This is a genomic window from Nonomuraea sp. NPDC001699, assembly GCF_053596455.1.
The window spans coordinates 936013-959506 of sequence record NZ_JBSFGF010000002.1; the positions used below are offsets into that span (position 1 = coordinate 936013).

General features: G+C 73.2%; 31 protein-coding genes. 16 read left to right on the forward strand and 15 right to left on the reverse strand.

The window, feature by feature from the left end:
• Positions 1-66 precede the first annotated feature (66 nt).
• The 10 genes from ACWCSU_RS09835 to ACWCSU_RS09880 are packed head-to-tail and all read left to right on the forward strand — an operon-like array spanning position 67 to position 9757.
• Positions 67-1098: a LacI family DNA-binding transcriptional regulator gene (locus tag ACWCSU_RS09835; protein ID WP_357706639.1), complete on the forward strand. Its 1032-nt coding sequence runs from the start codon at positions 67-69 to the stop codon at positions 1096-1098.
• The gene (locus ACWCSU_RS09840; protein ID WP_449934712.1) at positions 1095-2009 is read left to right on the forward strand and encodes a carbohydrate ABC transporter permease; all 915 of its coding nucleotides are present in this window, start codon (positions 1095-1097) and stop codon (positions 2007-2009) included. The genes ACWCSU_RS09835 and ACWCSU_RS09840 overlap by 4 nt, the downstream gene beginning before the upstream one ends.
• Positions 2006-2824, forward strand: a complete 819-nt coding sequence (locus ACWCSU_RS09845) for a carbohydrate ABC transporter permease (protein WP_357706637.1) — start codon at positions 2006-2008, stop codon at positions 2822-2824. The genes ACWCSU_RS09840 and ACWCSU_RS09845 overlap by 4 nt, the downstream gene beginning before the upstream one ends.
• Positions 2825-2836: 12 nt before the next feature.
• Positions 2837-4147: an ABC transporter substrate-binding protein gene (locus tag ACWCSU_RS09850; RefSeq protein ID WP_357706636.1), complete on the forward strand. Its 1311-nt coding sequence runs from the start codon at positions 2837-2839 to the stop codon at positions 4145-4147.
• The gene (locus ACWCSU_RS09855) at positions 4144-5109 is read left to right on the forward strand and encodes an ADP-ribosylglycohydrolase family protein (RefSeq protein WP_449934713.1); all 966 of its coding nucleotides are present in this window, start codon (positions 4144-4146) and stop codon (positions 5107-5109) included. Before ACWCSU_RS09850 ends, ACWCSU_RS09855 begins: the two co-directional genes overlap by 4 nt.
• Positions 5110-5115: 6 nt before the next feature.
• Complete coding sequence (locus ACWCSU_RS09860) at positions 5116-6075, forward strand: ADP-ribosylglycohydrolase family protein (protein WP_449934714.1); 960 nt, start codon at positions 5116-5118, stop codon at positions 6073-6075.
• Positions 6072-7211 (forward strand): ADP-ribosylglycohydrolase family protein, encoded by a 1140-nt coding sequence (locus ACWCSU_RS09865; protein ID WP_364096423.1) that lies wholly within the window; start codon positions 6072-6074, stop codon positions 7209-7211. The genes ACWCSU_RS09860 and ACWCSU_RS09865 overlap by 4 nt, the downstream gene beginning before the upstream one ends.
• Positions 7208-8548, forward strand: coding sequence for an ADP-ribosylglycohydrolase family protein (locus ACWCSU_RS09870; protein WP_364096426.1), 1341 nt, complete (start codon positions 7208-7210; stop codon positions 8546-8548). The genes ACWCSU_RS09865 and ACWCSU_RS09870 overlap by 4 nt, the downstream gene beginning before the upstream one ends.
• On the forward strand, positions 8545-9438 hold the full coding sequence (rbsK, locus tag ACWCSU_RS09875; protein ID WP_357706628.1) for a ribokinase: 894 nt from the start codon (positions 8545-8547) through the stop codon (positions 9436-9438). The genes ACWCSU_RS09870 and rbsK overlap by 4 nt, the downstream gene beginning before the upstream one ends.
• Before the next feature lie 58 nt (positions 9439-9496).
• Positions 9497-9757 carry a hypothetical protein gene (locus ACWCSU_RS09880; RefSeq protein WP_357706626.1) on the forward strand — a complete coding sequence of 87 codons (261 nt, stop codon included), beginning with the start codon at positions 9497-9499 and terminating at the stop codon, positions 9755-9757.
• Positions 9758-9833: 76 nt separating this feature from the next.
• Here ACWCSU_RS09880 and ACWCSU_RS09885 read toward each other — a convergent pair whose 3' ends face one another.
• A complete protein-coding gene (locus tag ACWCSU_RS09885; RefSeq protein ID WP_357706624.1) occupies positions 9834-10535 on the reverse strand; it encodes a FadR/GntR family transcriptional regulator in 702 nt (233 codons plus the stop codon).
• A 201-nt stretch (positions 10536-10736) separates the two neighbouring features.
• On the opposite strand from ACWCSU_RS09885, the gene ACWCSU_RS09890 reads away from it, so the two are divergent.
• Positions 10737-12413, forward strand: coding sequence for a 2-isopropylmalate synthase (locus ACWCSU_RS09890; protein WP_449934775.1), 1677 nt, complete (start codon positions 10737-10739; stop codon positions 12411-12413).
• Here ACWCSU_RS09890 and pyrF read toward each other — a convergent pair.
• Positions 12394-13200 carry an orotidine-5'-phosphate decarboxylase gene (gene pyrF / locus ACWCSU_RS09895; protein WP_364096436.1) on the reverse strand — a complete coding sequence of 269 codons (807 nt, stop codon included), beginning with the start codon at positions 13198-13200 and terminating at the stop codon, positions 12394-12396. The two genes, ACWCSU_RS09890 and pyrF, sit on opposite strands and share 20 nt — an antisense overlap.
• A gap of 127 nt (positions 13201-13327) precedes the next feature.
• Here pyrF and ACWCSU_RS09900 point away from each other — a divergent pair, with 127 nt between their 5' ends.
• The gene (locus ACWCSU_RS09900) at positions 13328-13804 is read left to right on the forward strand and encodes a DUF6968 family protein (protein ID WP_449934715.1); all 477 of its coding nucleotides are present in this window, start codon (positions 13328-13330) and stop codon (positions 13802-13804) included.
• 65 nt (positions 13805-13869) lie between these two features.
• Here ACWCSU_RS09900 and ACWCSU_RS09905 read toward each other — a convergent pair whose 3' ends face one another.
• Positions 13870-14253, reverse strand: a complete 384-nt coding sequence (locus tag ACWCSU_RS09905; RefSeq protein WP_397037140.1) for a hypothetical protein — start codon at positions 14251-14253, stop codon at positions 13870-13872.
• A gap of 52 nt (positions 14254-14305) precedes the next feature.
• Here ACWCSU_RS09905 and ACWCSU_RS09910 point away from each other — a divergent pair, with 52 nt between their 5' ends.
• Positions 14306-15109, forward strand: coding sequence for an HAD-IIB family hydrolase (locus tag ACWCSU_RS09910; RefSeq protein ID WP_449934716.1), 804 nt, complete (start codon positions 14306-14308; stop codon positions 15107-15109).
• Between the two features lie 50 nt (positions 15110-15159).
• On the opposite strand, the gene ACWCSU_RS09915 is transcribed toward ACWCSU_RS09910, so the two are convergent.
• The 5 genes from ACWCSU_RS09915 to ACWCSU_RS09935 form a co-directional block, all read right to left on the reverse strand.
• Positions 15160-15366, reverse strand: coding sequence for a hypothetical protein (locus ACWCSU_RS09915; protein ID WP_357703072.1), 207 nt, complete (start codon positions 15364-15366; stop codon positions 15160-15162).
• A 38-nt stretch (positions 15367-15404) separates the two neighbouring features.
• Positions 15405-15977 (reverse strand): TIGR00645 family protein, encoded by a 573-nt coding sequence (locus ACWCSU_RS09920; protein ID WP_364096449.1) that lies wholly within the window; start codon positions 15975-15977, stop codon positions 15405-15407.
• Positions 15978-16033: 56 nt separating this feature from the next.
• The gene (locus ACWCSU_RS09925; protein ID WP_357703076.1) at positions 16034-16186 is read right to left on the reverse strand and encodes a hypothetical protein; all 153 of its coding nucleotides are present in this window, start codon (positions 16184-16186) and stop codon (positions 16034-16036) included.
• A gap of 123 nt (positions 16187-16309) precedes the next feature.
• On the reverse strand, positions 16310-16537 hold the full coding sequence (locus ACWCSU_RS09930) for a hypothetical protein (RefSeq protein ID WP_449934717.1): 228 nt from the start codon (positions 16535-16537) through the stop codon (positions 16310-16312).
• A gap of 81 nt (positions 16538-16618) precedes the next feature.
• Positions 16619-16975 (reverse strand): winged helix-turn-helix transcriptional regulator, encoded by a 357-nt coding sequence (locus ACWCSU_RS09935; protein ID WP_449934718.1) that lies wholly within the window; start codon positions 16973-16975, stop codon positions 16619-16621.
• A gap of 90 nt (positions 16976-17065) precedes the next feature.
• On the opposite strand from ACWCSU_RS09935, the gene ACWCSU_RS09940 reads away from it, so the two are divergent.
• Positions 17066-17719: an NADPH-dependent F420 reductase gene (locus ACWCSU_RS09940; protein WP_449934719.1), complete on the forward strand. Its 654-nt coding sequence runs from the start codon at positions 17066-17068 to the stop codon at positions 17717-17719.
• Positions 17720-17823: 104 nt separating this feature from the next.
• Positions 17824-18195 carry a hypothetical protein gene (locus ACWCSU_RS09945; RefSeq protein ID WP_357703084.1) on the forward strand — a complete coding sequence of 124 codons (372 nt, stop codon included), beginning with the start codon at positions 17824-17826 and terminating at the stop codon, positions 18193-18195.
• 28 nt (positions 18196-18223) lie between these two features.
• Here ACWCSU_RS09945 and ACWCSU_RS09950 read toward each other — a convergent pair whose 3' ends face one another.
• Entirely contained in the window at positions 18224-18889 is a 666-nt protein-coding gene (locus ACWCSU_RS09950) for an endonuclease V (protein ID WP_364096464.1), read from the reverse strand.
• 134 nt (positions 18890-19023) lie between these two features.
• Positions 19024-19329, reverse strand: a complete 306-nt coding sequence (locus ACWCSU_RS09955; RefSeq protein WP_357703088.1) for a hypothetical protein — start codon at positions 19327-19329, stop codon at positions 19024-19026.
• 190 nt (positions 19330-19519) lie between these two features.
• Between ACWCSU_RS09955 and ACWCSU_RS09960 the strand changes: the two genes are divergently transcribed.
• Positions 19520-19888 (forward strand): hypothetical protein, encoded by a 369-nt coding sequence (locus tag ACWCSU_RS09960; protein ID WP_449934720.1) that lies wholly within the window; start codon positions 19520-19522, stop codon positions 19886-19888.
• Between the two features lie 45 nt (positions 19889-19933).
• On the opposite strand, the gene ACWCSU_RS09965 is transcribed toward ACWCSU_RS09960, so the two are convergent.
• The 5 genes from ACWCSU_RS09965 to ACWCSU_RS09985 are packed head-to-tail and all read right to left on the reverse strand — an operon-like array spanning position 19934 to position 23485.
• Positions 19934-20641 (reverse strand): type 1 glutamine amidotransferase, encoded by a 708-nt coding sequence (locus ACWCSU_RS09965; protein ID WP_357703092.1) that lies wholly within the window; start codon positions 20639-20641, stop codon positions 19934-19936.
• 30 nt (positions 20642-20671) lie between these two features.
• Positions 20672-21499, reverse strand: coding sequence for a bifunctional 5,10-methylenetetrahydrofolate dehydrogenase/5,10-methenyltetrahydrofolate cyclohydrolase (locus ACWCSU_RS09970; RefSeq protein WP_397037152.1), 828 nt, complete (start codon positions 21497-21499; stop codon positions 20672-20674).
• Entirely contained in the window at positions 21496-22101 is a 606-nt protein-coding gene (locus tag ACWCSU_RS09975; RefSeq protein WP_357703096.1) for a cyclodeaminase/cyclohydrolase family protein, read from the reverse strand. The genes ACWCSU_RS09970 and ACWCSU_RS09975 overlap by 4 nt, the downstream gene beginning before the upstream one ends.
• Positions 22102-22130: 29 nt before the next feature.
• Positions 22131-22670: a hypothetical protein gene (locus ACWCSU_RS09980; RefSeq protein ID WP_449934721.1), complete on the reverse strand. Its 540-nt coding sequence runs from the start codon at positions 22668-22670 to the stop codon at positions 22131-22133.
• Positions 22671-22720: 50 nt separating this feature from the next.
• Complete coding sequence (locus tag ACWCSU_RS09985; RefSeq protein WP_449934722.1) at positions 22721-23485, reverse strand: chitosanase; 765 nt, start codon at positions 23483-23485, stop codon at positions 22721-22723.
• Between the last annotated feature and the right edge of the window lie 9 nt (positions 23486-23494).

Here is a 23494-nt window from a genome sequence, read left to right on the forward strand (position 1 = left end):
GTGCGAAACACGGTAAACGTTTACAGACACTTTCCCGTAAACGTTTACCTTCTTGGAAGGACAGCCTTGGCCGACGGACCCACGATCACCACGATCGCCGAGCGCGCCGGTGTCTCGATCGCCTCCGTCTCGCGGGTCCTCAACGGCCTGCCGACCAGGCAGGAGACCGTGCGCAAGGTGATGGCCGCCGCCGACGAGCTGGGCTACGTGCGCAACGCCGTGGCCAGGTCGCTCAAGTCCCGGCGCACCCACCAGGTGGCCTTCGCCATGGCCGACGTCGGCAACCCCGCCTACCTGGCGATGCTGCGCCAGATCCAGCCGGTGCTCAAGGCGGCCGGCTACCGGCTCGTGCTGCACTCGACCGACGCGGTCGTGGCCGACGAGATCGACGTGCTGCACAGCCTGGGCGAGCGGTACGTGGACGGGCTGATCATGAGCCCGCTCCGGGTCACCGACGCCCACCTGCAGATGCTGGCCGCGGCCAGGGCGCCCGTCGTGATCATCGGCACGGTGCCGGAGGGCACGCCGGTGGACAACGTGCGGGCCGACTCGCGTACCGGCGTCAGGCTCGCCGTCGACCACCTGCACGCGCTCGGCCGCCGGCGCATCGCGCTGGTCAACGGCCCGCCCGACACCTGGCCCGGCGCCTCGCGAGGCGCGGCCTACCGCGAGGCGCTGGAGCAGCTCGGACTGCCCTACGACGACGACCTCGTCCAGATCGGCGACTTCTACCGCGCGCAAGGGGGCCGCGCGGTGGCCGAGCTGCTGGACCGGGCGCCCGACGTCGACGCGCTGATGTGCGCCAACGACCTGATCGCGCTCGGCGCCCTGGACGTGCTGCGCGCGGCCGGCCGCCGGGTGCCCGACGACGTGGCGGTGGTCGGCATGGACGACACCGACCTGGCCGCCGCGTCCTGGCCGTCGCTGTCGAGCGTCTCGCTCGGCTCGGCCGAGCGCGGCAAGGCCGCCGCCGAGCTGCTGCTCGACCGGCTGAACGGCGACGACGCCGCGCCGCGCGTGATCACCGTGCCGCCGCGCCTGGTGGTGCGGGCCTCGACGGCGGGCGAGACCTACGGACATGAGGGAGGCAGGACGTGACCGCGACCGTGACCACGGCGGCACCGCCCCGGCGCCCGCCTTCCCGGCGGCGCCCCAAGTCGCGCAGGAACCGCGAGATGTGGCTGCTCATGCTGCCCGCGCTGGTTCCCGTCGCGCTGTTCAGCATCGGCCCGCTCCTGTACGGCATCGGCCTGGCCTTCACCGACGCCCGCAACACGCGCGTCCACGAGACCAGCTTCGTCGGCCTGGAGAACTTCGGCCGGCTGCTCACCGACGACGACTTCTGGGCCTCGTTCCGGATCGGCGCGATCTGGTCGGTCTCGGTGACCGTGCTGCAGTTCCTGGCCGCGCTCGGCCTGGCCGTGCTGCTCAACCAGAACCTGCGCTTCAGGACCCTGGCCCGGGTGCTCGCGGTGGTGCCGTGGGCGATGCCGCCGGTGGTCATCGGCCTGATGTGGAAGCTCGTCTACCACCCTGACGCGGGCATCCTGAACAGCCTGCTCGGCACGCACGTCAACTGGCTGGCCGACTTCTCGCTCGCGCTGCCCGCGATCATCGTGGTCGGCGTCTGGACCGGCATGCCGCAGACCACCGTCGTGCTGCTCGCGGGCCTCCAGGGCATCCCCAAGGAGCTCTACGAGGCCGGCGAGGTCGACGGCGCCGGCCGCTGGCGGCGGTTCTGGAGCATCACGCTCCCGCAGCTCAGGCCGGTGATCGTGTCGATCACCTCGCTCGACTTCGTGTGGAACATCAACCAGTTCGGCCTGGTCTACGTGCTCACCCAGGGCGGGCCCGGCGGCCGGACCCGGCTGCCCATGCTGTTCGCCTACGAGGAGGCCTTCCGCTACCGGATGGCCGGATACGCCTCGATGCTCGGCCTGGCCATGGCGATCGTCGTGCTCGCGGTGCTCGGCCTGTACCTGTGGCGCCAGATGAGGGAGACCCGATGAGACGCGCCCCGCAGTACGTCGCGCTGGTCGCGTACATCGTCTTCCTGGCCTTCCCGCTGTTCTGGCTGCTGTCCACGGCGCTGAAGACGCCCCAGGAGATGGCCCTCGCCGACCCGACGTGGATCCCGCGCGAGCCGACCCTGTCCAACTTCTCCGACGCCTTCGGCGAGCAGGACCTGATCGGCGCGGCCGGCCGCAGCCTGGTCGTGGCGCTGTTCAGCAGCGTGATCACGGTGCTGATCTCGCTGCCGGCCTCGTACGCCATGGCCCGCTACCGCAGCCTGCTCAACAAGGTCGCGATCGGGTGGGTGCTGGTCAGCCAGGTCTTCCCGTTCATCCTGATCATCATCCCGCTCTTCATGATCCTTCGGGATCTGGAGCTGGTGAACACCCTGCCGGGGCTCGTCGTCGTGCACGTGACGTTCACGCTGCCGTTCGCGCTGTGGATGCTCCAGGGCTACGTGCGGGCCGTCCCGCGCGAGCTGGAGGAGGCCGCGGCCGTCGACGGCGCGACCCGGCTGCGCTCGATCGCCAGCGTGGTGGCGCCGCTGCTCGCGCCCGGCGTGGTGGCCACGTTGCTGTTCTCTTTCATCTCGTCGTGGAACGAGTTCCTGTTCGCGCTCGTGATCCTCCAGGACCCCGACGTGATGACACTCCCGCTCACGCTGGTGCGGTTCACCGGCCCCGAGGGGGTGGCCAGGCTCGGCCCGCTGGCCGCGGCGTCGCTCATGGCGACGATCCCGAGCCTGATCTTCTTCGCAATCATTCAGCGGCGACTGAAGTCCGGCCTGATGGCCGGCGCCGTGAAGGGCTAGTAGGAGGCTCATATGCGAATCAAGTCCGCATTGGCGGCGGCGGCCGTCGTCGCTCTCGCCGCCGCGTGTGGCAGCAGCGGAGGAGGGGGCGGTGGAGAGGCCGCCTCGTCCGGCGAGCCGGTGAAGCTCAACTTCCTCAGCCTGGCCTGGCAGAAGGAGTCCGTCGCGGCCAACAATCAGCTCGTCGAGGAGTGGAACAAGGCCAACCCGAAGATCCAGGTCACGTACGTGCAGGGCAGCTGGGACAACGTCAACGACCAGCTCGTCACCCAGTTCGCCGGCGGCACCGCGCCCGACGTGATCCACAACGACTCGCCGGCGCTGGCCGGGTTCGCCTCCGACGGCTACCTGCTCGACCTGACGAGCAAGCTGCCCGCCGACCTCAAGGGCGACATCCCGCAGTCGGCCTGGGACACCGTCACCTTCAACGGCGGCAAGGGCGAGCAGGGCGTCTACGGCGTGCCGTTCCTGCAGGAGTCGCAGGTCATCATCGCCAACAAGAAGCTCCTGGACGCCTCCAAGGTGCGCGTCCCGACCGCGGACAACCCGTGGACCTGGGACGAGTTCTCCGAGGCCGCCAAGAAGATGACCAAGGGCGGCACGTTCGGCGTGGCCTGGCCGATGAAGTCGCCGGTCAACAAGACGCTCAACCTGGCGCTCAACTTCGGCGGCACGTTCTTCCAGACCACCGACGGCAAGACCACCGTCAAGGTCGGGCCGGAGGAGCGCGAGGTGCTGCAGCGCATCCACGACCAGCTCTACAAGGACAAGTCGGCCGACCCGGCCGCGCTCGGCCAGGGCACCGCCGACCCGCTGCCCGCCTTCTACAAGGGCAAGTTCGCGCTGCTGCCGGCCGGCGTCTACCTGCGCCAGCAGGTCGCCGAGCAGGCCCCGGACGACTTCGACTGGGTGACGCTGCCCGCGCCGAAGGGCACCAGCGCCCAGCAGGGCGCGGTCTCGCAGACGCTGTCGATCGCCCAGGACAGCAAGCACCCGGACGAGGCCATGAAGTTCATCTCGTTCTTCCTCAACGGCGCCAACCAGGCCAAGCTCGCCAAGGGCGACTGGCTGCTGCCGACCTCGCAGACGGCCGCCGCCGACCCGGCGATGACCACCCAGGAGAACGGCTGGGACGTCGCCACCGCCTCCGCCAAGAACCTGGTCGTGGCCCCGTTCCTGAAGGTGAACGGCTTCGACGAGTGGAAGAGCAAGGTCGCCACGCCGGTCCTCCAGGAGTACTTCGCGAATAAGATCACCATCGACGACGCGGCCAAGCGGCTCGTCGAGGACGGCAACCAGGTCTTGGAGCGGTACCAGCAGTGACTCATCGCCTGAGGGCCCGGGGGTGTCTGCTCGGCCTCGCGGCCGGCGACGCCCTCGGGGCCCCCGCCGAGAACCTGTCGCCGTCGGAGATCCGGCGGCGGTGGGGCCGGCTCACCGAGATCGAAGGGGGCGGCACCGACGACACCGAGTACGCCATCTTCGCCGCCTCGCTGCTCGTCCGGCACGGGCACGCCCTGACCGCGGCCGACGTCGCGCGGGCGTACCGGCAGGAGATCATCCCGTCGGTGACCGGGCCGATGCGCGGCGCCGGCTTCTCCGAGCTGGGCACCATCGAAGCGCTTCGCCGGGGGCTGGAACCCCCGCTGACCGGACGCGTCCACCAGCACGGCTGGTCCGACGGCCTGGCCATGCGGGCGGCCCCGTACGGGATCTTCTGCCCCGGCGACCCGGCCGAGGCCGCCCGCCTGATCGAGCAGGACGGGCTGGTCAGCGGGTCGGGCGAGGGCATACTCGGCGGCCGCGCGGTCGCCGGGGCCGTGGCCGCCGCGATGGCAGGCGGCACGCCCGCGGAGGCGGTGGCGGCCGCGCTGTCGGTGATCCCCGCCGACTCCTGGACGGCCCGCGCGATCGTCAGGGCGCGCGACGTGCTCGCGTCCGGCGCGGGCGACGACCTCGCCCTGATCGAGGCCCTGCACGAGGCCGTCGTGGTCAGGCACTACCCCTGGACCGACCTCGCGCCCGAGGCCGTCGCGCTGGCGCTGGGCGCCGTCCTGGCGGGCGGCGGCGAGGTGGAGGCGACGGTGACGTTCGGGGTGAGCCTGGGCAGGGACGCCGACACGATCGGCGCCATCGCCGGCGCGATCGCCGGCGCCCTCCAGGGAGAGCAGGGCGTGCCCGCCCGATGGGCCGCCCAGATCGGCCCGGTGAGCGGGAAATGCCTGCCCGTCGTGGCCGGAAGACACGTGCTGGACGTCGCCGACGAGCTGGCGGAAGGACTGTAGATCATCATGTCGGGGGACAGAATCAGGGGGGCCTTCATCGGGCTCGCCGTGGGCGACGCCGTCGGCTGGCCCGCGGCCAGGCACCGCGCCGCCCTGCACGCGCCCTGGAGCCGGCGCCTGCACCGCGAGCTGGACGCCTTCGCCGAGGAGCACCGGGTCACCACGCTGCCGGTGCCGTTCGCGCTCAACCAGCCGATCGCGCCGCTGGCCGTCGGCCCGTCCGACGACGCCGAATGGCTGGCCTGGACGCTGCTGACGATCGACCGGCCGCGGGCCGCGGCGTTCCGGGAGCTGACCGACGTCCGGGCGCGCATCTCGGTGGCCACCGCGCTGGACAACCTGGCCAGGGGCCTGGAGCCGCCGGCCTCCGGGCACGACAACCCGCACCACTTCGACGACGCCGCCGCCGTACGGGCGGTCGCGTTCGGAGCCCTGGGCAAGGACCCGACCGAGGACGCCCAGGTGACCAACGCGGGCGACGGGCTGCTCGGCGCCCAGGCCATGGCCGCCGCCGTCGCCGCGGCGGTCGGGTCGGGCTCGGTGGGGGAGGCCGTGGAGGCGGCGCTCGCCGTCCTGCCCGAGGACACCGCCATCGGGCACAACGCCCGGGTGGCGCTGGCCGCGGCCAGGAAGGCCGGCGACCCGTTCGGCGCGGTGCCCGCGCTGGACGCCGCGCTGCTCGACCACGTCTACAGCTACGGCGTGGGCGCCGCCCAGACGGTGCCCGTCGCCCTGGCGCTGGCCGAGGCGGCGGGGGGCGACCTCGCCCGCGCCGTCCCGGCCGCCGCCTGCCTGTCCGCGCTCGCCGACTCGGCGCCCGCGCTGACCGGCGCACTGGCGGGGGCCGCCAGTGGGTACGGCGCGATCCCGGAGGGGTGGCTCGCGCCGGCCCGCGCGCTGGCGGGCTGCTGCCTGCCGTCGCTGGCGGGCAAGGATCTGATCGAACTGACGAAGGGAATCGCATGACGCCGCTTGAGGACAGGGCCACTGGCTGCGTGGCGGGGGCGGCGGTCGGAGACGCGCTGGGCGGCGCCACCGAGGGCTGGACTCCCGAACAGATCGTGAACAGGTACGGCGGCCGGGTCGAGGGCATCGTGCCGCCGTACAACGAGGACTGGCGCAACGCCCGGCCGATCGCGCCGTACCACAAGGGCGACGGGCACATCACCGACGACACCCTGATGACGCACGCCCTGATCCGCGTGTACGAGAAGGTCGGCGGGCACCTGGGGGCGTACGCCATGGCCGACCACCTCGTGCCGGAGCTGATGGGCGAGCGGCGGTGGATCCCCGAGCTGGAGGCCGAGGCGCTGCCGCTGCACCGGATCTTCCTGGCCGAGAAGTGGATCGTGGCCCGCCTGCACTACGGGCACGTCGACCCGCGCGAGGCCGGCGTCGGCAACATCGTCAACTGCGGCGCGGCCATGTACGTCGCGCCCGTCGGCATCGTCAACGCCGCCGACCCCGACGCCGCCTACGCCGAGGCCGTCGACCTGGCCGGGGCCCACCAGTCCAGCTACGGACGCGAGGCCGCCGGCGTGATGGCCGCCGCCGTCGCCGAGGCCATGCGGCCGGGCGCCACGGTCGACTCCGTGGTCGCCGCCTGCCTGCGCCTGGCCAAGGACGGCACCCGCGCCGCCATCGAGGCGGTCTGCGAGGCCGCCGCCGGGGTCGGCCACTGGGAGGGCTCGTTCGAGACGCTGCGCGCGGCCGTACGGCCCTTCGACACGGTCGCCGACACCTACCGCGACCAGGGCCTCGGCGCGCGCCGGCCGAGCCGGGTGCACAGCATCGAGGAGCTGCCGCTGGCGCTGGGCTTCCTGGTCGCGGCCAAGGGCGACTTCCGCGACACCGTGCTCGGCGGCGTGAACTACGGCCGCGACGCCGACTCGATCGCCTCCATGGGCGGAGCGATCGCGGGCGCCCTCGGGGGGCTGTCCGCGGTGCCCGCGCAGTGGGTGGAGCAGATCGGTGCGGCCAGCCGTACCGACCTGGTGGCGCCCGGCCTGGCCATCGCCGAGGTGGCGCGCCGGGTGCACGCCGACGACCTGGCGCGGCGGCGCGCCCACGAGACCGCCTTCGCCGAGCTGGACGCGCGATGATCAGGCTCACCTGGGTGCAGCCAGAGGACCTGGTGGGCCACGAGCTGCGCCAGGCCGCCGAGGACGGCAGGGGCGACCTGCCGCAGGTGCGCGAGCTGGCCGGGCGCTGGCACGCGGCGGGCGGCCACGACGCCCCGCCGCGCGCCGGCGCCTCCGAGGCCGCCGCCGCCCGGCTGCGTCCCCTGGCCGAGAGCCTGCTGGACGAGCTGGCCGCGATCCCGTCGCCGCTGGCCGAGCCGTCCGAGCTGGACGCCATCGTCGCCGCCTGCCCCGGCTGGCCCTCGTCCGGGACGGCCGCGAAGGCCGACCCGGCGCGGCTGCTGGGCGCCTGGCAGGGACGGGCGGCCGGATGCGTGCTGGGCAAGCCGGTGGAGAAGATCCCGCGCGAGGGCATCAGGCAGATCGCCGAGGCCACCGGCAACTGGCCCGTGACCGGCTGGTTCACCGCCGAGGGCCTGCCGGAGGAGATCGCGCGCAGGTGGCCGTGGAACCGGCGCAGCGCGGTCAACTCCCTGGCCGAGAACATCGACGGCATCCCCGAGGACGACGACCTCAACTACCCGCTGCTGGCGCTGTCCGTCCTGGAGCGCCACGGCCGCGGCTTCACCACCGAGGACGTCGCCAAGCTGTGGCTGGACGAGCTTCCGGCCGGCCGGACGTTCACCGCCGAGCGGGTCGCCTACCGCAACCTGCTCGACGGCTTCGAGCCCCCGGAGACGGCCACCCGGCGCAACCCGTTCCGCGAGTGGATCGGCGCCTTCATCAGGACCGACGTCTACGGCTGGGCCAACCCCGGCGACCCCGCCGCGGCCGCCGAGCTGGCCTGGCGCGACGCCCGGCTCACCCACACGGCCAACGGGATCTACGGCGCGATGTTCGTCGCGGCCATGTGCGCCGCCTCGCTGGTCGCCGGTTCGCCCCGGGAGGTCGTCGAGGCGGGCCTGTCGGTGGTGCCGCGGAACTCCCGCCTGCACGAGGCGGTCAGCCTGGCCGCCGCCGACGCCGCCCGCGAGCCGGACTTCGAGCGTGTCATCGACCTGCTGCACCAGCGGCATGGCACGCTGCACTGGGTGCACACGATCAACAACGCCGCCCTGGTCGCCGCCACCCTGATCCACGGGCGGGGCGACTTCACCGCCACGATCGCGGGCGCGGTCGCCGGCGGCTGGGACACCGACTCGGCCGGGGCCACGGCGGGGTCCGTCGCGGGCGCGCTGAACGGCGGCGTGCCGGACCGCTGGCTCATGCGCGACAGCCTGTCCAGCAGCCTGACCGGCTTCGACGGGGTGGGGCTCGGCGAACTGGCGCGACGTACTCAGGAGATGATGGCGTCATGATCTCGGTTTTCGGCAGCGCGAACATGGACCTCGTCGCGTACGTATCTGAAGCCCCCAAGCGGGGTGAGACGGTCACCGGTCACTCGTTCCGGACCGTGCCCGGCGGCAAGGGCGCCAACCAGGCCATCGCCGCGGCCCGCGCCGGTGCGCAGGTGTCCTTCCTCGGCGCGGTCGGCGACGACGGCTTCGGCGCCGAGATGCGCTCCACCCTGGCCGAGGCCGGCGTGGACGTCCACGGCCTGCGCGAGGTGCCCGGCCCCAGCGGCATCGCGCACATCGTGGTCGACGACGCCGGCGGCAACTCGATCATCGTCGTGCCGGGCGCGAACGGCACCGTGACCGGGCCGTCCGGCGGCGACCTGGCCACGATCGCCGGGTCGCGGGCCCTGCTGCTCCAGCTCGAACTGCCCATGGAGGCCGTCGTGGCCGCCGCGGAGGCGGCCCGCGTGTCCGGCGTGCCCGCCGTCCTGACCCCGGCGCCCGCCCAGCCGCTGCCCGACGAGCTGCTCGACGCGGTCACCATGATCGTCCCGAACGAGCACGAGGCCGCCGACATCACCGGGCAGGCCGACCCTGAGGCCGCCCTCGACGCGCTCCTCGAACGCGTCGAGGAGGCCGTCATCACGCTGGGCTCGCAGGGCGCGCTCTACGGCTCCCGCTCGGGCGAGCGGCTGCGGGTGCCCGCGATCAGGGTGAAGGCCGTCGACACGACGGCCGCCGGTGACACGTTCGTGGGCGCGCTGTCGGTGGCGCGGGCCGAGGGGCTGGCGCCGGCCGAGGCGCTGCGGTTCGCCTCGGTGGCGGCGGCGCTGTCGGTGCAGCGGGCGGGCGCCAGCACGTCGATGCCGGTCAGGGCCGAGATCGAGGACGCCCTGCGGAAGCTGTCCTAGCCCGTCCCTTGACGTCCGGCCGGGCGTCAAGGGACGCCGTCACGGGCAGGTGGGGGCCATGAGCGAGCAGCCCGACGACCTGCCCGAGGCGGTGGGCCACGCGAGGCGGAAGCCCGACGACCTGCCTGAGGCGGTGGGAGGCGTGGAAGGGGAGACCGACGTGGTCGCCGAACGATCCTTCTCGGGGTCGCCCAGGACCCGCCGCCCCGTGTCCGCCGACCCGCCGGACGAGCAGGAGGAGCCCACCCCGGAAGAGCCGCCCGAGGAGGACGACGAAGGCGAGGACGTCATCCGCCCCGACGCCGGCCCCACCTCCTGACCGCACCCGCCGCACCCGCCGCCCGGTCTGCCCCCCCGGTCCGTCGCCGCGACGGGCCCGGCCCGCCGGTCGGCGGTCACCGGCCGCCCGGGGTCGTGTGCAGGCGGGCGAGGGTCTGTTCCAGCTCGGCCGCCAGCAGGTCGCTCGCCGCCGTCGCGTCCCCGTCGCGGACCGCCGCCACGAGCGCGGCGTGCGTGCCGTGCCCCGGGTTGCGGTCGTGCTCGCGCAGCCCCAGCAGCTCCACCATGTCGATCAGGCCCTCCCGCAACGCCGGGGCGAACTCGGCGAACAGGTCCGTGAGCACCGGGTTGCCCGCCGCCGCCACGACCGCCGCGTGCAGCGCGATGTCGGCGTCCACGAAGGCCGCGTCGTCCCCGCCGGCCGCCTGCTCGCGGGCCTGGAGCGCCGCCTCCATCGCCGCCACGTCCTCGTCGGTACGCCGCGCCGCCGCCAGCCTGGCCGCCTGCGTCTCGACCATCATGCGGACCTCGTACACGTCGGTGATCGCGGCCCGCCGCAGCCGGGCGGGCCAGTCCTGGACCGGCTCCGAGGCGATGACGAACACGCCCGAGCCCTGACGCGCCCGCACCAGCCCGGCGCCGGCCAGCGCCCGCAGCGCCTCGCGGACCGTGGACCGGCCCACCCCGAGCGTCTGGGCCAGCGCGTTCTCGCCGGGCAGGCGGGTGCCGACCGGCCAGTGGCCTCCGGTGATCTGCTCGCGCAGATGCTCGACGGCCTGGTCGACCAGGGGGCTGCGGCGGAGGGCGCCGAGCGGCATGTGTACCTCTCAGGTTGTCTGAGGACCTGTGTTGTGGTTAGTGTAGCCGCCATGTCGTCGTACGGTCTCCTTCTTCTCGGCCGCCGCGGCGGGGCCTGACCGGACCGGCACCCCGCCGCGGCGTGCGAGGTGCTGCCGGTCGTCCGATCGCCGAGAAGGAACGAAGACGTGTACGAATGGAACCGGCAGCGCCCCAGCGCGATGCCCTCCCACCGCTACCGGCCCGCCCACGAGCGGGTCGAGGTGCCCGTGGCCGGCGAGCGCGCCTGGCCCTCGCGCCGCATCACCAGCGCCCCCCTCTGGGTCCCCGTCGACTTGCGTGACGGCAACCAGGCGCTGGCCGAGCCGATGGACCCGGCGCGCAAGCGCCGCCTGTTCGACCTCCAGGTGCGGATGGGCTTCAAGGAGATCGAGGTCGGCTACCCGTCGGCCAGCAGGCTCGACTTCGACTTCCTCAGGGAACTGGCCGAGCCCGGCGCGGTGCCCGAGGACGTGACCGTGGTGGCCTTCACCGCCGCCCGTCAGGACCTGATCGAGCGCACCTTCGAGTCGATCCGCGGCCTGCCCGACGTGGTCGTGCACCTTTACACCGCGACCGCGCCCGTCTGGCGGGACGTGGTGCTCGGCCGCGACCGGGACGACCTGCGCAAGCTCGTCCTGGACGCGGCCGGCCAGGTCGCCCGCCTGGCCGAGGGGCTGCCGGTGCGCTTCGAGTTCTCGCCCGAGGTGTTCAACCTCACCGAGCCCGACTACGTGCTGGAGGTCTGCAACGATCTGACCGCCCTCTGGGACGCCTCCCCGGACCGCCCGGTGATCCACAACCTGCCCGCGACCGTCGAGATCTCCACCCCCAACGTGTACGCCGACCAGATCGAGTACATGCACCGCCACCTCGACCGCCGCGACTCGGTGATCCTGTCGGTGCACCCGCACAACGACCGCGGCACCGGCGTGGCCTGCGCCGAGCTGGCCGTGCTCGCCGGGGCGCAGCGGGTGGAGGGCTGCCTGTTCGGCAACGGGGAGCGCACCGGCAACGTCGACCTGGTGACCCTCGCGCTCAACCTGCACTCCCAGGGCGTCGACCCGATGATCGACTTCTCGGCCGTCGACGAGATCCGGCGCGTCGTCGAGCACTGCAACCGCCTGCCCGTCCACGACCGCCACCCCTACGCCGGCGACCTGGTCTACACCGCCTTCTCCGGCACCCACCAGGACGCCATCGGCAAGGGCCTGGCCCACCACGCCGCGCGGGCCGCCGAGCTGGGCGTGCCGCCGGAGCTGGCGCCGTGGGAGGTGCCGTACCTGCCCATCGACCCGGCCGACGTGGGGCGCGGCTACCAGGCCGTCATCCGGGTCAACAGCCAGTCGGGCAAGGGCGGCATCGCGTACCTGCTGGGCGCCCGCCACGGGCTCGACCTGCCGCGCCGTCTCCAGATCGACTTCTCGGCGGCGGTGCAGCGGGCCACGGACGACAGCGGCGAGGAGATCACCGCCGACGAGCTGTGGTCGCTCTTCCACGCCACCTACATCGCCCCCGGCGAGCGCGGCGGGTTCGCCTCCTGGCGCACGGCCGAGACCGCGCCGGGGACGCACGAGTTCGAGGGCGTGCTGGAATCCGGACGGGTGCTGCGCGGCACCGGCAACGGGCCGCTGTCCGCGCTGACCGCCGCGCTGGCCGGGGACGGCGTCGAGGTCGACGTCCTGCACTACGCCGAGCACGCCGTGGACCCGGGGACGGGCAGCAGCGCGGTCGCGTACGTGGAGGCCCGGGTCGGCGGCGTGATCGGCTGGGGCGCCGGTCAGGACACCTCGGTGCTCACCGCCTCGGTACGGGCGGTGCTGGCCGCCGTCGACCGGCTCAGTCCGTCAGGTATCTGACGCATTCGTCCCGGTAGTGCAGGGTCCTCGACCGCAGCCGCTTCGGGTCGGCCAGGACGGCCCTGGAGACCGACGGGACGACGGAGCCGCGTACCGGGGCGAACAGGCGGGCCACGTCGGCGGGGGAGGCGCCCTGCGCGCCGAGCCCCGGAGCCAGGATCGGCCCGTCGAGGCCGGCCAGGGAGTGGTCGAGCGCGGGCAGCGTGGCCCCCATCACCACTCCCACCGGCCCGAACGGCTCGTGGCCCGCGTTCGCGGCGGCGGCCCCGGCGATCACCAGGTCGGCCACCCGCTGCTGCAGCCCCGCCGCCGCCGGGTTGGAGGTGCGGGCCAGCACGAAGACCCCGGCGTCGTTGGCCACCGCCGAGGTGATCGCCACCTCCAGCGAGCCGAACCCCAGGTAGGGGCTGAGCGTCACCGCGTCGGCGGCCAGCGGGCTGCCCCGGTCGAGGTAGGCCTCGGCGTAGGCGGCCATCGTGGTGTCGACGTCGCCGCGCTTGACGTCGAGCAGCACCAGCGTGCCGGCCTCGCGCAGGTCGGCGATGGTGCGCTCCAGGACGGCCACGCCGCGGCTGCCCCAGCGCTCGTAGAAGGCCGACTGCGGCTTGACCACGGCGGCCACGTCGCTGATCGTGTCGGCCACCGTGCGGCTGAAGCGCTCAAGGCCGCCCGGTGAGTCGTCGAGGCCCCAGGCGTCGAGCAACGCCGGGCTCGGATCGATGCCCACACAGAGCGGGCCGAATTTGTCCAGCCTGGCACGCAGGCGTGTGCCGAACGACTCGTTCATCTAGGCCCCCTTGCGACCCCAACGCACACTAACCCGCCGCGGCTCGAATCCGGTAAGCATCGGCCCCGGATGATATGGCTCGGGTCGCGGGTCTTCCGGAAGCGGGCGCCGGGGTAGATGATGCGACATGTACGAGATCGCCCAACGAGTACTGGTGCTGGAGACCGTGCCGCCGCGCGAGGTGGTCGTCACCGTCGGCGTGCCGTACGAGGAGGCGGGGGAGTGGTCGTGCCCGTACCGGATCGACGGGCTGGCCGGATGGGAGCACGAGCGAAGGGCGACCGGCCGCGACGCGCTGGAGGCGGTCGAGGTGGCGCTGGCCATGGTACGGGCCGCGCTGGCCGGCTCGCACGAGGCCAAGGAGGGCCTGCTGCACCCGGACGACACCCCGCCGGACCGGCAACGCACCCAGACCGTGTACGTCAACTGGGACAAAGATCGAGACATCGCCTATATCGCGATGAAGCATGAAATAGTGCCAGGTGAGGCGGTACGACAGACCGTGTCGGAGGACGTCGTCCTCGACTACGGCGCCTCGGGCGAACTGCTCGGCCTGGAGCTCCTCAACGCCGCCACCCGCCTCCCCTCCGAGATGCGCCTCTGAAGGGCCTGCCCGCAACGCCTGAAGGGCCTTCGTTCAGGAGGGCCGCGACGCCGCTCCGAAGGGGCTCAGCCGGTCAGCAGCCAGCGCCAGCGGGGCAGTTCCAGCACCACGGTGACCACCGCCAGCACCGTGACCACCGCGGCCACCGCCGCGTGCCAGGCCACCCACGCCGCCGCCACCGCCGCCACGAGCTGGAGGGCCACCAGCGCCACCGTCACGAACCCCGGCACGGCGACCACCACGCCGCGTTTGTCGCCGGGCGTGGCGAACACCGTCGGCAGCCCGATCAGCACCACCACCGACAACACGGCCGCCCACACCGACCAGGAGGCCAGCGCCCACGGCGTCGCCACCCAGGCGACCAGCTCGGACGCGAACCGGAACACGGGCGCGAGCCCGTCGGCCGGCCGCGGCCCAGATCGGGCGAAACGCCCCGAAGGAGTAGACACGAGGGCACCCTACTCCGCGGGCCACCGCACCCCAGGCCCTACCGTAGGTGACGTGACCCCCGCCACCCGGCCCCGCATCGTGGCCACCGACCTGGACGGCACCCTGCTGACCTCCGCCGGGATCATCTCCCCGCGCACCGAACAGGCTTTGGGCCTGGCCCGCGACGCCGGAGCGGAGATCGTCTTCGTCACCGCCCGGCCGCCGCGCTCCGTCCACGCCATCGCCGGGCAGGCGGGCATGACCGGCCTGGCGATCTGCAGCAACGGCGCCCTCCTGTACGACCTGGCCGCCGCCGAGATCGTCGCCAGCCGCACGATCGAGCCGCGGGCCGCCAGGAAGGTCGCCGACAGCCTGGCCGCGGCGCTGCCCGGGGCGGCCTTCGCGATCGAGACCGGCACGGGCGTGCTCACCGAGTCCGGCTACACCAGGCGGGTCGCGCACGACGTCGAGCACTACCGGGAGGTGGCCTCGGCGTGCGAGGCCGGCGAGCCGATCGTCAAGCTGCTGGTGCTCTCGCCCGTGCACACCGCCGACGAGATGTCCGCCGTCGCCGCGGCGGCGGTCGGGGAGCTGGCCGAGGTCACCCACTCCGGCGTGCCGGGGCTCCTGGAGGTCAGCGCCCTGGGCGTGACCAAGGCGGGCATGCTGGCGGAGCTGTGCGAGGAGCGCGGGGTCGAGCCCGCGCAGGTGGTGGCGTTCGGCGACATGCCCAACGACCTGGCCGTGCTGGCCTTCGCCGGGGCCGGTTACGCGATGGCCAACGCGCACCCGCTGGTGCTGGCCGCGGCCGGGCACCGTACGTCATCCAACGACGAGGACGGCGTGGCCGAGGTCCTCGAATGCCTCTTCGGCTGACCCGGCCGGGCCCGGCGCCCGCCCGCCCCCGCGGGCGGGCGCCGGAGGTCTCAGGCGTCGTCGTCCGACACCCGGGACGTGTCCTTGCACCCGGTGGGCGCGCCGCTCAGCACCGGCAGCAGCCCGCCGCAGGTGCTCACCGGAAGCGACACCGGCTCGACGATCTCGTCGTTGAAGACGATCACGTCGCCGATGAGCGGCCGCGGCCCCTGGGCGGGCGCCGCGCCCGGCGAGGCCGAGGCGTACGCGGGCGCCACGGACGCCAGCAGCCCCGCGCCGGTCAGCAGCGCGACCGCTAGGCTGCGGCGACCCGCTCCTGCGCGACACCGCCGGGCTGCTGTTCCCGGTGCGCCTGCTGGACGTGCCGCCCGCCTGCCATGATCCGATCCATCACGGCCAGTGCGAGCGCCGAGACCACGAAGGTGAGATGGATCAGTGTTTTCCATACGAGTTCCCTGTCGGTGATGGCCGGCCGGGCGGCGTTGATGAAGATCTGCAGGAGGTGCACCCCCGAGATCCCGATGATCGCCATGGCCAGCTTGACTTTGAGGACGTTTGCGTTGACGTGGGACAACCACTCGGGCTGATCGGGGTGTCCGTCGATGCGCAGCCGTGAGACGAAGGTCTCGTAGCCGCCGATGATGACCATGATCAGCAGGTTCGAGACCATCACGACGTCGACGAGCCCGAGGACGATCAGCATGATCGTGGTCTCCGGAGGATTGCCGCCGAAGCCGAGTTCGACCAGGTGGGCGAGTTCGACCATGAACCGCCACACGTACACGACCTGGGCGACGATCAGCCCGAGGTAGAGCGGCGCCTGTATCCACCGGCTGAGGAACATGACGTAGCCCACGTGGTGCAGCATGCTCCGCGGCCGGGGAGCGGACTCGGACTCGGCCACGGTCAACTGTGGCGGCCTCACTACGACGTGAAGATGTTGACCCGGTCGACGATGGCCTGGACATTGATGTTCCCCGGTTCGTTTCGGCCCTCTGACCCGAGGACGATTGGGGGAACGGCGGCCGCCGCCGCCAGAGCGAGGACCGCTGCGCTGGTCAGGATTCGGAACTTCAATGGGGACTCCTCGACTGCTGCTGGTCGGGCACGGGGATGGCGCTGTCGGACGGGGGAAGGGCCGGGATCGGCGGTGCGGCATGGCGCGCCGCACCGCCTTGCGCGGTGGCCCGTGATGGCCGGTCAGGGATGCAGGCAGCCCGCCGCGGGGATCTCCGTCGGGGCCTGAGGGGCCATCGGGTCCACCAGCGTGGTCAGGCCGGTGGCGGACTCGGCGGCGCAGGTCACCGCGTGGGCGGGGTCGACGACGGCGTGAGCGGGCGCCGCGAACAGGGCGGCGGACAGACCGCCGGTCAGAGTGGCGGTCAGGACGGCCGCGGCAAGGGCGGCGCGGCGTGGGACGACAGGCATGAGTACCTCCTGGGGACGGTGGAATCAACCATCGACTTGCTACCCAGAGTAATCATCCAGTAACGCTGAGTTAAAGATTCCTCATGAAGCGGGGGATTGGCAGCCCGTCGACCGGTCCTGGGCGTCCATGACCTCGTCGGCGTGGTCGTGCGCCCAGACGCCGAACGCCTCGATCGGGCCCAGCAGGGTGCGGCCCAGGTCGGTCAGCGCGTACTCGACGCGGGGCGGGGCCTCGGCGTAGGACCGCCGGTCGACCAGGCCGTTGAACTCCAGGCGGCGCAACGTCTCGGTGAGCACCTTGGGGCTGATCCCGCCGATCTCCGCGCGCAGTTCCCCGGGGCGGCGCGGGCCGTGGCGCAGCGACCAGACGGCGACCGCGTTCCAGGTGTTGGCGATCAGGTCGAAGGCCAGTCTGGCCTGGCAGTCGGCGAGGAACACGTGAGCCCTCCGATAGGCACCGATTGGTGTGTGACGACATTTCTACAGTCCTTGTCCTAGTAAAGCCCTTTCAGCTCACGGAGGACGACCATGAAGATCGGGATCTTGGGCGCCGGCGGCATGGCCGACGCGCTCGGCACGCAGTGGATCAGGGCCGGGCACGAGGTGACCGTCAGCGGACGCGACCAGGAACGGGCCCGCGCCCGCGCGGAGAGCATGAACGCCCAGGCCGGACGCCCGGCGGCACGGGCGGGGAGCTGGGCGGAGGCGGCCGCGTCCGGCGACGTGGTCATGGTGGGCGTCCGGGAGGCGGGGCTGGCCGACGTGCTGGCCGCCGCCGGCCCGGCCCTGCGCGGCAAGCCGCTCATCGACGTGACCAACGCCGCCGCCCCCGACAGGTACGACGCCACCCGTCCGCTCGCCCGCCGGATCGCCGATCTCACGGGCGGGCACGTGGTGAAGGCGTTCAACCTGTGCCACGTGGACGTGTGGCGGATGACACCGCCCGTGTTCGGCGGACGCCCGCTGGCGGTGCCCCTGTGCGGCGACGACCCCGGGGCGCTCGACCTGGTCCGGGGCCTGGTCCGCGACCTCGGCTGCACCCCGCTGGACGGCGGCGGCCTCGACCGGGCGGCGCAGCTGGAGGCGACGGCCGCGTTCGTGATCGGGCTCTGGTTCGGCGGCGCGGACGCCCAGGCGATCCTGCCCCCGCTGGCCTCCTCGGGGGCGCACGACCCGTCGTGAGCGTACGCCGCAGGGCGTAGCCGGGATGACGACGGAGGGCGGATGCCCGGCGACGGCGGCGGCGCGATCCTGGGGGCGTCCACCCGAGGTCGAAGGAGAGTCCAGTGGTCACCCAGGTCGTCAAGGGGAGCGGGTACCGGACCGCGTTCAAGGCCCTCGCCACGCTCAGCATGCTGGCGGTGCTGCTGCAGGCCGTCACGGCGGGGCAGCTCATGAGCGGGGCCGGCACGGGCCTGCACGGGGCGGGGGCGGGCGCGGTCCACCTGCTCGGGCTGCTCCAGCTCGTCGCGGCCGTGCTGATGTGGCGGCCGGGGCGCGGCGCCGGGTGGCCCGCGCTGGTCAGCCTGGGGGTGCTGCTCCTCGGCTTCCTGCAGTCGATGCTCGGCGGGTCGGGGGCGGTGGCCGCGCACGTGCCGCTGGGCATGACGATCTTCGGGCTCAGCGTGTGGCTCGTCGTCTGGGCCTGGCGGCGGTGACCGTCCCGGCGGGACCGGCCGGGGGCGGTCAGGTCCCGCCGGGGTGGCGGGCCAGGTGGTCGGCCTGGCGCACGGGCTCGGGGAGGCGGTAGCGGGGGGTGAGCAGCAGGGTCTGGGACGTGGCGGTGTCCAGGCCGATGCGGTGTCCCTGGGAGACGTAGACCGGTTTCGTGTCCCGCCGCGTGCGCAGCGCCCGGCCCACCGTGACGCCCTCGTGGACGATCGGCGTCCAGTCGCCGCGCTCCCGGCCCGGCGGCTCGTGCTCGCCCACGAAGGGCGTCTTGGCCACCCCGATCGCGGGCAGGCCGGTCAGCACGCCCAGGTGGCAGGCCAGGCCGAAGCCGCGCGGGTGCGCCAGGCCGTGGCCGTCGCAGACCAGCAGGTCGGGGGTGACGGCCAGGCGTTCGAGCGCCTCGACCAGGGTGGGCAGCTCGCGGAAGGCGAACAGGCCGGGCACGTACGGGAAGGCCGCCTTGCCGTGGGCCACCGCCCGCTCGACCGGTTCCAGGGTCGCCGCGTCCAGGACGACCGCCGCCGCCGTCACGTCGTCGTCGCCGTGGTAGTGCACGTCGAGGCCGGCCACCAGGGTGAACTCCGTGGGCCCGGAGAGCTCGACGCGTCCGCGCAGCCGGTCCTGGACGGCCTCGGCCTCGGCGACGTCGTCCGGCCAGGGGTGAAGTCTGTTTACCCGCACCCTGCCCAAGTTAGGGCCTTTCGCGCCCGGCCTTGACCGCAAGGCGCCGGACCGGGCCGTCCCCGTGCCGGGACCGCCGAGCCACCACCGCCCGGCCCGGGCCGCCGTGGCAGGGGCCGGGCGGTGGCGGTGGGTCAGTAGGCCTTGATGTCGTAGGAAGCCGCCACGGCCGTGGCATACCCCCAGGCGCAGTGCGCTTCCGACTGCGTGCCGACCCACTGCCACGAGCCGTAGGACTTGACGGTGTAGGAACCGTTGGAGCAGGTCGCGATGGCCCGCACGTAACCCGCACCGCCGGTGCAGTTCGCCCAGGAGTAGGCGGCGTTGTAACCGATCCCGGCGCGGCAGTTGGACGGGAGGGGCTCGGCACTGGCGGCGGAGGGGGTGAGCGAGACGGCGGCGGCCGCGGCGACCAGGGCGGCGGCAAACTTGATCTTCATGGCCAGACGCTAACTCACGGCGGCGGCCTTGACGCCTCTCTGGACCAGGGATGATCGTCCGGATCTCGTCATATGATCAGCGGCCGGGCTCCGTAGGCGCCCGCGTCGCCGGCGGCCCATGAGAGCGGGCGCAGCGGGGAACTCCTTCGGGGGACTCCCCGTTCGCACGGTGAGGAGAAGGAGGCGCGCCATGAACGAGGAGGCACGAACAGGGCGCTCTCCTGGCCCGTGGAAGGCTGTCGTCACCGGCTTGGGGCTGGTCCTGGCGACGATAAGCGCAGTGGTGGGCATTCTGTCCTTTCTGGGCGACGAGGCGGAGCGGGCGGAGGCCCGGCGGGACCGAGCCAGGACGTCGCCGGCGGTTCAGCAGCCAGAGCCTGCCCCGACCGTCAGCCCCAAAAGCCTGGAACTGGCCGAGACGCTCACCAGCGGCACAGGGTGCACGCCCGAAGGGAACATCGCCCTCGACCGCCACGCGAACGGCACCCTGACCTACAACTACTTCCACACACGAGGCGCGGTCACCACCACGGGGACGTTGAAGAAGACGGGAAACTGACCCCCGCCAGGCCGGCGCCACCGGCCCGCAGTCCTGCCGTGGCGCTCAGGCCCGGTCGGCGGGTGTCCGGCCGCTGACGATCTTGGCGAAGCGCAGCGCCACCTCGCGCCAGACCGGCGTGGAGACCGGCTCGTCGGCCACCGCCCCGGCGTAGACCTCCGCGGGGTCGAAGCCGTCGGGCGTCCACTCGCGTACCCGCGCGGGCAGTACCTCGGGATGGAACTGCACCCCCCACGCCCGCTCGCCGACCCGGAACGCCTGGTACGGGCAGGCACGCGTCTCCGCCAGCCACACCGCCCCGGCGGGCAGCCGGGTGACGGCGTCCTTGTGGTGCTCGATCGCGGGCACCACCGGCGGCAGCCCCTGGAACAGCGGGTCGTCGGCCGCCTCGGGCCGGAGCGTGACCGGCAGGCTGCCGTTCTCCGGCGCGCCGGTGTCGCCGGTCACCTCGCCGCCGGCCACCTCGGCGAGCATCTGGCCGCCCAGGCAGATGCCGAACAGCGGCACGCCCTCCTCCAGCGCCTGGCCCACCAGCCGGCGGGCGCCGGCCAGCCACGGGGCCCGGTCGTCCTCGGAGGGCAGGTAGCCCCCGCCGAGCATGATCATGGCGTCGTGCCGGTCCAGCCGGTCGGGCAGCGGCGCGCCCTCGTGCGCGAGCACCACGTCGAGCCGCAGCCCGGCCTCCTCCAGCCAGCCGCCGAGCCGGCTCGGACCGCCGCTCCTGCTGTTCTGCACGATCAGGACGTCACCCATCGCGGGTCTCCACTCTCCGATGTCCGGGGTTCAGGGCAGGTTCGCCGCTCGGGCGGTGTGCCGCAGCAGCAACGCGGTGGTCACCGGGCCGACGCCGCCGGGCACCGGGGTCAGCGCGCCCGCCACCTCCGAGACCGCCGCGAAGTCGACGTCGCCGGTGAGCCCACCGTCGTCGGTGGGGTTGGTGCCCACGTCGATCACCACCGCGCCCGGCGCGACGTGCGCGGCGCCGATGAGCCCGGCGCGGCCGACGGCGGCCACGAGCACCTCGGCCCCGGCGGTGACCGAGGCCAGGTCACGGGTGCGCGAATGGCAGACGGTGACCGTGGCGTGCCGGTCGAGCAGCAGGTGGGCCAGCGGCTTGCCGACCACCGTCGAGCGGCCGACGACCACCGCCCGCCGCCCTTCGAGCGGCACCTCGTAGTGGTCGAGCAGGGCCATGACGGCCGCCGCGGTGGCGGGCGGGAACGCGGGCAGCCCGGCGGCCAGGCGGCCGAGCGAGAGCGGGTTCGCGCCGTCGACGTCCTTGCGCGGGTCGATGGCGGCGGCCAGCGCCTGCGCCGAGGCCCCGGCGGGCAGCGGCGTCTGGAGCATGACCCCGTGGACGGCGCCGTCGGCGCTGAGCCCGGCCAGCGTCTCGTGGATCCTGTCGGGGTCCGCGTCGGCGCCGAGGTCGACGATGTCGCAGGCGACGCCGACGCCCGCGGCCGCCTTGGCGATCGAGCGCACGTACCACAGGCTGGCCTCGTCGGCCGTGGCGACCACGACGGCCAGCCTGGGCTGCGGTCCGGCGGACGCCTCGGCCTGCGTCTGGGCCTTGATCGCGGTGGCCAGGTCGCGGCCGGTCAGCGTCCTCATCGGGTGATCTCCTCGCGTACCTCGGCGGTGATCCGGTCGGCCCCGGCGACGGCCGCCTCGACCCCCGCCAGGCGGGCGGTCAGCTCCTCGCGGACCGGCTCGTCCTTGATGCCGCGCAGGTTGACCTCGACGTTGATCCGGGCGGTGGTGAGCGCGGCGCGGGCGGCGTCGGCGGCTGCGGCGACGTCGGTGACGACGTTGCGGTTGCCGATCGGCAGCAGCAGCTCGCAGAGCTCGACCAGCCGCGTGGCGGTCTCCACCACCCGGGCCGGGGGCTCGGCCGCGCCGGCCAGGGCGCGGGCGATGGAGACGCTGCGCTCCTCGCCCTTGGGCAGCCGGTAGGCGTCGGAGACCATGGTGAAGGCGGCCGCGTCCTCCTCGGCCAGCCGTAGTGCCCCGGCCCGCAGGGCGTCGGTCTCGCCGATCACCGCGGCGACGGTCTCGGCGTGCTCGGCGTACCGCTCGCCGGTGGTGTAGCGGGCCACCATGCCGAGCAGCGCGGCGGACTGCGCCGCGTGCAACGCGGCGGTGGCCCCGCCGCCGGGGGCGGGCACCTTGTCGGCCAGCTCGGCCAGGAAGTCGACGATCTTCGAGTCGCGCATGGCCGCATTCTGCCAGGCCCGGTACGCCGCTACTCGCGGTGCATCGGCCTGGTGACGTCATGGGCCGCGGTGCCCGGCGGCAGGTACGGCGACCCGGCCGCCCCGTAACCGGAGCCGTAACCGGAGCCGTAGTCGGAGGTGTGGACCGACGGCCGCCCCAGGGACCGCCACCGCGACGGGAACAGCGACACGACCAGCAGGGCCACGCCGAGGAACAGCATGACCCCGGTGTACAGGGCGGTCTGCATGCCCGCCGCCAGCGTCCCGGTGACCAGCCCGTCGGGGATCACCCGGACGCCGGCGCTCAGCTCCACCGCGGGCACCAGGCCGAGCGCGGTGAGGGCGAGGCCGCCGAGGAGCGAGGCGATGGGCGACAGGCGCGAGCCGGCCAGGAACGCCAGACCGGCCCCGGCCGCCGCGACCACGCCGAGCCCCAGCCACGAGATGGTGTACCTGGTGGCCATGGTGAGGCCGATCTCGCCGATGCCGTACATGAGGCAGGCGGCGATCAGTGGAGGAAGGAGCAGCCCCGCGACCACTCCCAGACCATGACGGGCACCGTTGGACATGATTAACCCCGTTTGTTCGGCTGGCTCACCAACCTACCGTGATCGCCCGATCAGCGCTTGATGGTGTACTTGTCCCCGTACACCTTCCAGGTCAGCGGCGGCCTGAGGTCGAGGTTGCCCTTCCTGAGGAAGACGCGCTGCATGGTGTCGACCCGGGTGGTGTCGTCGTGGGCGTCCTCGGCCTTCATCGCCGCCTTCCTGGCGTCGAGGAACGCGTTGAGGTAGGCGACCTCGTCGCCGCCGCGGGCGGGGGAGGCGGCCTTGGCCAGCGCGGCCTTCCTGATGCCGCCGAAGCTCAGCTTGTCGGAGCCGGGGCCGTGCATGACCATGGCGTCGTAGTAGGCGAACTGGCCCAGCGCCCGCAGGCCGTCCCTCTTGGCCCGGCGGACGGCCGGGTCGAAGTAGACCCGGTCGCGCTCGTGGTTCTGGGCCCGCCGGAAGGCCGGGTCGGCGGCGGCCTTCTTCCAGTCCCTGACGAACGGCTTCCCGAGGCCCTTGTGGGAGTCGGTGCCGTTGACCTTGCGCAGCGCCGGCAGGTATTTGGCCAGCACGTTCCCTGGCCTGCGCCGGGTGTAGAGCTCGACCAGCTTCAGCATGTCTCCGGTGCCGGAGCAGAAGCCGATGATGCCCGCGGTGTAGCCCCGTTCGTCCTTGATGTCCTCGATGTAGCCGTACTGGGCCTTCCAGTCCAGCGAGGAGTTCTCCGCACTGGACACCAGCCGCATGGCGATGTCCTTCTTGTGCGGATCGTTAAGGTCTGGGGTAGACGCGCCGGTCAGGACGAGGGACAGCGAGAGGAACGTAGCGGTCAGCACCGCTGCAAA